Source organism: Williamsia sp. (genome assembly GCF_036566845.1).
Classification (GTDB): Bacteria; Actinomycetota; Actinomycetes; order Mycobacteriales; family Mycobacteriaceae; genus Williamsia.
Genome location: NZ_DATCVM010000190.1, coordinates 1 through 9609, shown reverse-complemented (window position 1 = coordinate 9609; position 9609 = coordinate 1). Strand labels below are relative to the sequence as shown.

Annotated in this window: 11 protein-coding genes; all 11 read right to left on the bottom strand. The window is 66.3% G+C overall.

The features are described 5' to 3' along the window. On the bottom strand, positions 1-633 hold a 633-nt coding region (locus VIQ49_RS18635; RefSeq protein ID WP_331887290.1), incomplete at its 3' end, for a type III pantothenate kinase. A gap of 2 nt (positions 634-635) precedes the next feature. Then, positions 636-1061, bottom strand: coding sequence for an aspartate 1-decarboxylase (gene panD / locus VIQ49_RS18630; protein WP_331887288.1), 426 nt, complete (start codon positions 1059-1061; stop codon positions 636-638). After that, positions 1058-1975: a pantoate--beta-alanine ligase gene (gene panC / locus VIQ49_RS18625; protein ID WP_331887286.1), complete on the bottom strand. Its 918-nt coding sequence runs from the start codon at positions 1973-1975 to the stop codon at positions 1058-1060. The genes panD and panC overlap by 4 nt, the downstream gene beginning before the upstream one ends. After that, a complete protein-coding gene (locus VIQ49_RS18620; protein WP_331887284.1) occupies positions 1975-2865 on the bottom strand; it encodes a Rossmann-like and DUF2520 domain-containing protein in 891 nt (296 codons plus the stop codon). Before VIQ49_RS18620 ends, panC begins: the two co-directional genes overlap by 1 nt. Positions 2866-3054: 189 nt before the next feature. Beyond that, positions 3055-4140, bottom strand: a complete 1086-nt coding sequence (locus VIQ49_RS18615) for a DUF6779 domain-containing protein (protein WP_331887282.1) — start codon at positions 4138-4140, stop codon at positions 3055-3057. 88 nt (positions 4141-4228) lie between these two features. Then, the gene (locus VIQ49_RS18610) at positions 4229-4738 is read right to left on the bottom strand and encodes a DUF3180 domain-containing protein (RefSeq protein ID WP_331887280.1); all 510 of its coding nucleotides are present in this window, start codon (positions 4736-4738) and stop codon (positions 4229-4231) included. Beyond that, positions 4735-5277 carry a 2-amino-4-hydroxy-6-hydroxymethyldihydropteridine diphosphokinase gene (folK, locus tag VIQ49_RS18605; protein WP_331887278.1) on the bottom strand — a complete coding sequence of 181 codons (543 nt, stop codon included), beginning with the start codon at positions 5275-5277 and terminating at the stop codon, positions 4735-4737. Before folK ends, VIQ49_RS18610 begins: the two co-directional genes overlap by 4 nt. Before the next feature lie 85 nt (positions 5278-5362). Next, entirely contained in the window at positions 5363-5737 is a 375-nt protein-coding gene (gene folB, locus VIQ49_RS18600; protein WP_331887276.1) for a dihydroneopterin aldolase, read from the bottom strand. Further along, complete coding sequence (gene folP / locus VIQ49_RS18595; RefSeq protein WP_331887292.1) at positions 5730-6581, bottom strand: dihydropteroate synthase; 852 nt, start codon at positions 6579-6581, stop codon at positions 5730-5732. Before folP ends, folB begins: the two co-directional genes overlap by 8 nt. Before the next feature lie 52 nt (positions 6582-6633). Further along, positions 6634-7236 (bottom strand): GTP cyclohydrolase I FolE, encoded by a 603-nt coding sequence (gene folE / locus VIQ49_RS18590; RefSeq protein WP_331887274.1) that lies wholly within the window; start codon positions 7234-7236, stop codon positions 6634-6636. Then, entirely contained in the window at positions 7233-9536 is a 2304-nt protein-coding gene (gene ftsH / locus VIQ49_RS18585) for an ATP-dependent zinc metalloprotease FtsH (protein WP_331887272.1), read from the bottom strand. The genes folE and ftsH overlap by 4 nt, the downstream gene beginning before the upstream one ends. Positions 9537-9609: the final 73 nt, after the last annotated feature.

The following is a 9609-nucleotide window of genomic DNA, read 5'->3' as shown; positions in this document are numbered from 1 at the left end:
CCGCCGTACCCGGGTGACGAGACCGTCCACCTGGCCGGCGAATCCGTAGAGGATGCCCGACTGCAACGCCTCGACGGTGTTCTTGCCGACCACGCTGCGAGGCGGCAGCAACTCCACCTTGCGTAGCGTCACCGTCGCGGTGGCCAAGGCCTCCACGGCCAGATCGATCCCGGGCGCGATGGCGCCACCGAGGAATTCACCCTTCGCCGAGACGACATCCACCAGCGTGGTGGTCCCGAAGTCGACGACGATGCAGGCGCGCCCGTAGGCCGTGTACGCCGCTAGTGCGTTGGCCACCCGGTCGGTGCCGACTTCTTTCGGATTGTCCACCAGCAGCGGAACACCGGTCCGCACACCGGGTTCGAGGAGGACATGCGGTCCGACACCGTAGTACTTCCCGACCATCACCCGCATTTCCCGCAGCAACGACGGGACCGTCGACAGACCCACCACGGAGGTGACCTGATCGACGTCTGGGCCCAGGAGCCCGCGGATGGTCAGGGCGAGTTCGTCCGCGGTCATCCGCGGCTCGGTCCGCATGCGCCAGTCCCGGATCAGCCGGGCATGGTCACCGCGCCCCGAATACACACCCAGGTGGATGTTCGTGTTGCCGACGTCCAGGGCGAGCAGCATGGTCAGGGTGTGGTCGAGATCAATTCGCGCGGATCCAGGAGCCCGCTACCTTCCGGAGCATGCGCGGGGTCGTCGCCGCTCTCGAGAATCTTGTTGTTGCCGTCCACGAACACCACCCGGGGGCTGTACTCGGCGATCTCGCGCTCATCGAGGCCGCCGTAGGCGATCAGGATGACCAGATCACCGGGATGAACGAGGTGTGCGGCGGCACCGTTGATGCCGAGGACGCCCGACCCGCGCTCGCCGGCAATCGTGTACGTCTCCAGACGTGCACCGTTGGTGATGTCGACGATCGACACCTTCTCGCCTTCGAGTAGACCCGCGGCATCGAGAAGGTCCTGGTCGACGGTCACCGAACCCACATAGTGGAGATCGGCCTGCGTCACGGTGGCGCGGTGGATCTTCGACGTCATCATCGTGCGAATCATGGTGTGTTCTCTCCTCTTTCGACGAATCCCGTACCTATCGCGACACCCACGTTGTCGATCAGCCGAGTGCTGCCGATCCGGGCCGCGATCAAAAGCCTGCCGTCACCCTTGGCCGGGGGCGGTTCCAGACCCGGCCCCCGCACCTCGAGGTAGTCGACCTCGATCTCGGGGCGCAGACCCAGCACCTGCCGGGCGGTGTCGAGGATGGCCTGCTCGCCGTCCGCCGCCGCGTACGCCCCGGCAACCAGTGCCGCGGACAGGGTTGTGGCGAGTTCACGCTGGTCCTGCTTCAGGTACCGGTTCCGCGAGGACATCGCGAGTCCATCGGGTTCGCGGACGGTCGGGACCCCGACGATCCTGATGTCGAGATCGAGGTCGCGCACCATCTGCCGGATCAGTGTCAGCTGCTGGTAATCCTTTTCGCCGAAGTACGCCTCCATCGGCGCGGCGATGTTGAGCAGCTTGAGGACAACGGTCAGCATCCCGGCGAAATGCGTCGGCCGCGACGCCCCTTCGAGTTCGGCGCCGAGTGGTCCGGGATGCACGGTGGTCCGAGGTCCGTTCGGGTACATGTCCGACACCCGCGGCGCGAAGACCAACTCGACGCCGGCCGCGCGCAACAGATCGCAGTCCGCGTCGAAGGTCCGCGGGTAGGCATCGAGATCCTCGCCGGCCGAGAACTGCAGCGGGTTCACGAAGATCGAGGTGATGACAACAGCGTCACCCTTGCGTTTGGCGGCCCGGATCAGTTCCAGATGCCCGGCGTGCAGAGCACCCATCGTCGGTACCAGCACCACGCGTTTACCGGTCGACCGCAACGCCCGGCTGATCTTGTTCAGCATCACCGGATCGCGATGAACAGTCAATTTGCCTGCGGTGTAGGGCTTTTCAGGTGCAACGTTCGCGCTCGACATCAGCGGTCACCTCCGAGGAGCTCGATCAGTTCCGATGGCGGATTCGTGTAGGCGGCCGCACGCCTCGCCATCGCCAGGTATCCGTCGGCGATCCCCTGATCCGCCGCGGCCAGCGCCTCGAGGTGGCGGGCCACCGCAGCGGCGTCACCGCGCTTGACCGGCCCCGTCAGCGCGGCCGGACCCGACTGCAGCGTGTTGTCGAGGGCGGCGGTCAACAGCGGGCCCAGAAGCCGCTGCGGCCGCACGTCCTGTCCGTCGAGCACCGTGGCGAGTGCAGCCGCGGCGTCGCAGACCAGGGCGACGAGATGGTTCGCGCCGTGCGCCAGTGCCGCGTGATAGAGCGTCCGGTCGTCTTCACGGATGTGGACGGGTTCACCGCCCATCTCCAGCACCAGGGACTGCCCGATCGCCAGGCCGACCTCATCGGCGGCGGTGACCCCGAAACAACAGTTGTTCAGCCGGTCGGTGTCCTCACCGGTACCGATGAACGTCATCGCGGGATGCAGCGCGAGTGGAAGCGCGCCGATGTCGGTGAGGGGATCAAGGACGCGGACGCCCTGCGCACCGGCGGTGTGCGCGACTATCGTGCCCGGACGAACCGAACCCGATGCGGCAAGGTCTGAGATGACCAGCGGAAGGCGGTCGTCGGGGACGGCCAGGACGAGCAGTTCACACCGCCCGGCGACCTCGTGCGGGGCGAGGATCTCTGATTCCGGCAAACGTTCTGCAGCTCGTCGCCTGGATTCCGTGGACGAAGCTGCGACCGCGCCGACCACGTGATCGGCGCGTTCGAGCGCCTCTCCGATGGTGGTGCCCACACGGCCGGCCGACACGATGCCCACCGTGAGGCGGGCAGGCGCGGGCCAGTTGGTAATCCCGGTCGAGGTCACCGATGTCCTCCATCATTCGTTCCAGTCCCACCAACCCCCCGACCGATGCAATTCACGGTCGAATGAGTCAGATCCGGGTACCAGACGTCTCGCAGCGAGGATAGATCCAGGAGCGACGAAACCGCCAACTCCTGTGATCGGCCTCACTTGAATGGCGCTGCTTCGGCGGTTCGCATTCCGCCGGACGGCTCAGCTGCGGCGGCGACGTCGTCCCGAACTCGGCGACGTGGACGCGTATCCTTTGAGCAGCTCGGACACCGAACGACCGGAGGCGTGTGCGCCCGGATGGTCCGGTGAGTCCTCGCCTTCGGCCAGCAGGGCGTCGGGAATGCCGCCCTCGGGCGCCGCGATGACCTCCCACTCGTCGGTGGGGGTGTCATCGACAAATCCCTCTGGCTCCGCAGCGACCTCGGCCTGCTCGTCGGCGCGGCGACGGCCACCGACGTGTCGGGCCGCCGGTTCTGCGGTGGGTGCGGTGGCCTCGTCCGGCTCGTCGACCAACTCGCCGACGAACTCCTCGACTTCTGCCTCAACCGCGGCCTCGTCCGGTTCGGCTGCTTCCGGATCGGTTGCCGCCGGTTCAGCAGTGGCCGGTTCGGGCTCTGCGGGCACGGGCTCTTCGGCCGCGATCACGGGGATGATCTCGGTCATACCGTCGCCTTCAGGGGCATCATCACCGGCCGGTGGTGCGGTGGACGCGAAATCCTGTTCGGCAACCGCGCCGTCATCGACGAGGTCGCTGGGGTACTCCGCAAAACCCGAGGCGTATGCGGCGTCCGGCCGGTTGAGCCAAGCCGAACCGTTCTCGAGCTCGGGCAGCTTCTCCCGGAACAGGGCGATCCGTTCTTCCGGCAGTTCTCCGAGGATCTGTTCCAGGCTCTCGCGAAGCGCCTGGAGCTCTGTTTTGAGGGCGGCGAGTTCGGATCCCGATTCAGCACTGACCTCGCGGCGAACCTGGGTCTCGACGCCGAGTTCGTACTGACGGCGAGCAGTGATCTCGCGCTCGAGTTGCAACTCGTAGACCAGCCGCAGGTCACGGGCCTTGGCGTCGGCCGAATCAGCTGCACGACGATACTTGGTGACCAGGATCGCACCGATGACCGCGGCCCACAACGCGGTGATGACCGCCAGCGAACCGGCAACACTCATCTCCGAGGTGACGATCATGAATACACTCGAGCCGAGCGCGAGCAGGAGCAACACTCCGAGCAACCATTGGCCCGGACCACGGCGCGTCCTTCTGGCATCAGCCGAGCGGCCAGTGGGGGTGGTCATTGGGCAAACATACCGGGCTGCGGCGAACGATTTCGCCATCCCACCCGGCAAGTCGTGTGATGGCCGGTCATGATCACCGTCACCCCGATCACGCGGTGAGGTCCTCGGAGGGATCATCCGGCGTCCGGCAGCAATATTCGAGCCACAACGCGGCAGCGGCAAGGAGGATTGCGCCGATCAATCCGACGATCGCGCTCGGCAGATCTTCCCGGGCGGCCGCGAGCTCGCCTTGCCGTGTCAGAAGATAGACAAGCGTCCCGGCCCACACCCCGGTTGCCAGCGCACCCAAGATCGCAGATGCCTTCGCCAGCGCCAGAACTCGCGCGGCGGTGATCGGATGCAGTTGTCCCCGGTGCGCACCGATCTCGCGGTCGTCGACGCGTGAGCGCACCACAAAAGCGATCACAACCTCAAGTGCGGCAAGGATATACAGCACGATGCCGGCCAGAAGCGGCAGCGGCGGCATCGACCCGTAGCTGACCCGCACCAGCAAGAACACCACCACCGCGACCACTGCCGCGATCGCGGACAGGTCACGGATCCGGGTCGGCCCCATCCGGCCGTCGTCCGGCTTGTGCTGCGGAGTTCGACGGTTCATCGCCTGGTGTCCGTCCCGGTGCCGCGAGCCACGAGCTGCCTGTCGGTGCGGTGCACACCGGCGCGTTCATCGCCGGGCAGTACTGCGATGAGGTCGGCGACCGGGATCGGCTCCCCACCCTGCCACAGGGTTGCCGCAGGATCGACGTCGAGCCAGGGGATCAGCACAAACGCACGCTGCGAGGTTCTCGGATGCGGCAGCGTCAGCACCGGATCGTCAGACACGACCTCCCGGCCCGCGCGGTTCACCGAGACCACATCGACGTCGAGAGTCCTTGGGCCCCAATACTGTTCCCGAACGCGCTGCGCCTGCCGCTCGAGTTCCTGCCCGGTGACCAGCCAGTCGGCGGCCTCCCTCTCCGGATCATCGACCACAACAACGGCGTTGAGGAAGTCCTCCTGTTCGACGCCACCCCAGGGCGCCGTCGAGTAGACGGCCGAGACCGCCACCACCACGTCCGCGAGACCGTCACAGACCGACTGCAGATGTGCCATGCGATCACCGATGTTGGAGCCGATCGAGAGCACCGCACGACTCACTGCACTCCCCCAGCCCACTGCGTTCGCCCATCAAACCGTGCTTGCCCATCAAACGGTCCGCGCCCAGCCCGCGGTGCTCCCCCACTCACGGCATCCCCTTGCGGGACCGCCTGGCCACCACCGCAACATCGTCGAACGTCAACGGGATCGGCGCCGACGGTTTGTGCAGCGTCACCTCGCACGCCGCCACCTGCTCGGTGCCGCGCATCACCGTGTCGGCGATCTCCGCCGCCACCGTCTCGATGAGATTCCGCGGGGTTCCCGCGATGATGTCGTGGGTCGTCTGCGCCAGGGCGCCGTAATCGACGGTGTCGGCGAGATCGTCAGTGGCCGCGGCGATCCGGGAGTCGACCCACAGAATCACGTCGACGATGAAATCCTGGCCATCGGCGCGTTCGTGATCGAACACGCCATGATTTCCCCGAACCTTCAACCCGCGCAACTCGATTCGGTCAGCCATTGCGCCCCTTCGTCTGGACTTCGTTGTTCTCCGGCCCGGATCCCCCGGCGTTCCACGCCTTGGCGACGGCTATCGCATCGCGGCTCGAAGCGACATCGTGCACCCGGACCCCCCACGCGCCGTGGTTTGCGGCCAGTGCGCTGAGCGCGGCCGTGGCGACCTCGCGGCCGCCCGGTGGCCTCGGGTTCCCGTCGATGTCGGCGAGAAGGGTTCCGAGGAAACGTTTCCGCGAGGCCCCGATGAGCACCGGGAACCCCAGCTCCATCAATTCGGGCAACCGCTGCAACAGCGCCCAGTTGTGTTCGCCCGTCTTCGCGAAACCCAGTCCCGGGTCGAGGATCAGCGCACCGGGGTCGACACCGGCCTTCACCGCCGCGTCGACCTGCTCCAGGAGTTCACCTCTGACCTCGGACACCACATCGTTGTACCCGGCGGCCTTGCCCGAGTGCGCCCAGTCCGCGTCGGTGGGCCGCCAGTGCATCAGGATCCAGGGCGACCCGGACTCCGCGACAACCTTCGCCATGTCGGGGTCGGCACGGCCACCGGAGACGTCGTTGATGATGCCGACACCGGCCGCCAACGCCGCTTCGGCGACCTTGGCCCGCATGGTGTCGACCGAGGTCACGATGCCCCGCGCCGAGAGACCTTCGATCACCGGCCGGATACGCGTGATCTCCAGGTCGGAGTCGACCCGCTGGGCGCCCGGCCGCGTGGATTCACCACCGACGTCGATGATGTCCGCGCCGTCGGCCACCAGTGCCACACCGTGGGCGATCGCCGCGTCGATGTCGAGATACCGGCCGCCATCGGAGAACGAGTCGGCGGTCACATTGACCACGCCCATGATGACCGTGTTCACGATGCCCGACCCTTCATGACGGCACTGACTTGCAGCACTAGCTCTTTCGGGAAATCAGATCCAGGGCTTCTCCACGCGAGATCGCACTGGTCTTGAACTGCCCGCGCACCGCAGAAGTGGTGGTCGTGGCGCCCGGCTTGCGGATGCCGCGCATCGCCATGCACAGGTGCTCGGCCTCGATCACGACGATGACACCGCGGGGATCGAGCTTGCGGACGATCGCGTCGGCGATCTGAGTGGTGAGCCGTTCCTGGACCTGCGGGCGGCGCGCGTACAGGTCGACGACCCGGGCGAGCTTCGACAGACCGGTGACCTGGCCGCTGGCACCCGGGATGTAGCCGACGTGGGCGACACCGTGGAACGACACCAGGTGGTGTTCGCACGTCGAGTACATCGGGATGTCCTTGACCAGCACCAGCTCGTCGTGGCCGACGTCGAATGTGGTCGCGAGGACCTCATCGGGATCGGTGTGCAGACCGCCGAACATCTCCTGATACGCACGGGCCACCCGGGCCGGCGTCTCCTTCAGCCCATCGCGATCCGGGTCTTCACCGACGGCGAGAAGGAGCTCTCGGACAGCGCGCTCGGCGCGCTCGGCATCAAAAGGGGCAATCGCGGTGCGGTCTTCGCGGTACGTCATTGTCCATTCTGTTCGGTTGAGGGCGGCCGACCGTTCTGGCCTTCATCACCCTGGCCGCCTCCGTGGTGCCCACCGCCGTAGCCGTCACCATTGCGATGTCCGTTTGCGGGCGGTTGTCCGTAGGGGTTCTGCGGTTGACCATAAGGATTCACTGGAGCTTGACCGTAGTGACCATTGGGGTACCCACCGTCAGGCTGCCCACCCTGCTGACCGCCGCTCGGGGGCCAGCCCGGTGCCGACCAACCTGCCGGGGCGCCGTAGTCGGGACGCGTCCCGCCCTGCGCGGGAACCGGCTGCTGGGGATGGTTCTGACCTGAACCCGGCTGCGCCTGGGCACCCGCCTTGGTCAGGACCGGCGACTCCGGAACCTCGGGCGGCCACGGCTCGCCGCGTTCTTTGGCCAGTTCGCCGGGGGTCTTGACGGGAGGCTTGTCGCTCGGCGTACGCGCACCGAAGTCGTTGAAGGTGGTGATGCGGGGACGCTTGGCCACCTTGTCGAAGATCTTCTCGAGATCCTTGCGGGTCAGCGTCTCGCGTTCGAGAAGCTGCGTCGCCAGTTCGTCGAGGGTGTCCCGGTATTCGGTGAGGATCGCCCAGGCCTCGGTGTGCGCTGCCTCGATCAGACGGCGAACCTCGTCGTCGATCTCACTCGCAACCTCGGGTGAGTAGTCCGAATGTGCGCCCATCGACCGGCCCAGGAAGGGATCGCCCTGCTCCTGGCCGTAGCGGACAGCACCCAGACGAGCACTCATACCGTATTCGGTCACCATCGCGCGGGCGATCTTGGTCGCCTGATCGATGTCGGACGACGCTCCGGTGGTGGGCTCGTGGAAGACGAGTTCCTCGGCAGCACGGCCACCCATCGCCATCACCAGACGGGCGATCATCTCCGACCTGGTCATCAGGTCTTTGTCCTGCTCCGGCACGGCCAGAGCGTGTCCGCCGGTGCGGCCGCGGGCCAGGATAGTCACCTTGTAGATCGGGTCGAGGTCGGGCATCGCCCACGCGGCGAGGGTGTGGCCACCCTCGTGGTAGGCCACGATCTTCTTCTCGTGTTCGCTGATGATCCGGCTCTTGCGGCGAGGTCCGCCGATGACCCGGTCGACCGACTCCTCGAGGAGTTCGGCGGTGATGGTGGTGCGGTTCTCACGGGCCGCGAGCAACGCGGCCTCGTTGATGACGTTGGCCAGGTCGGCGCCGGACATGCCGGGGGTGCGCTTGGCCAGCCCGTCGAGATCGGCATCGGCGTCGATCGGCTTGCCCTGGGCGTGGACATTGAGGATCGCCTTGCGACCGGCCATGTCGGGATTGCCGACCGGGATCTGCCGGTCGAAGCGGCCCGGACGCAGCAACGCCGGGTCGAGGATGTCGGGGCGGTTGGTGGCGGCGATCAGGATGACACCTGAACGCTCACCGAATCCGTCCATCTCGACCAGCAACTGGTTCAGGGTCTGCTCGCGCTCATCGTGACCTCCGCCGAGGCCGGCACCACGCTGGCGGCCGACCGCGTCGATCTCGTCGACGAAGATGATGCACGGACTGTTGTTCTTGGCCTGCTCGAACATGTCGCGCACACGCGAGGCCCCGACACCGACGAACATCTCGACGAAGTCCGAACCGGAGATCGTGAAGAACGGCACTCCGGCTTCACCGGCGACCGCGCGGGCGAGCAGCGTCTTACCGGTTCCGGGCGGGCCGTAGAGCAACACGCCGCGGGGGATCTTCGCGCCGAGGGCCTGGTATCGCGCCGGGTTCTGCAGGAAATCCTTGATCTCGAAGAGCTCTTCGACGGCCTCATCGGCACCGGCCACGTCCGCGAACGTGGTGGTCGGCATGTCTTTGCTGAGCTGCTTGGCCTTGGACTTGCCGAAGCCCATGACACCGCCCTTGCCGCCACCCTGCATCCGGCTCATCACGAAGAAGAACAGACCGAACAGCAAGACCAGCGGAAGGATGAAGATCAGCATCTGCATCAGGAACGACTCTTTGTTGACGTTCGTCTGATACGTCGCACCCGAGGCGTCCACCCGGTTGAAGATCTCGTCGGTGCTCTGCGCCGGATACTTCGAGGTGATCTTCTTGTCGCCGTCGACCGGATCCTTCAACGTCATCCGCAACGTCTGTTCGCGGTCGTCGATCTGGACCTCGGACACGTTCCTGATGTTGAGCTGCGTCATCGCCACCGAGGTGTCGACGGCCTTGTAGTCACGATTGTTGTCCCGTAGCAGGGTCCAACCCCAGATCGCGAGCACGATTACGGCCACGATTGCCAGGTTGCGAAAGACAGTCTTGCGGTTCATTGGGGTGTGTCAGCCGAGACCGAGAGCCGCATCTGCGGCTTTCGCTGTGATTTCGGCGCGTCCTTCCAGTCGG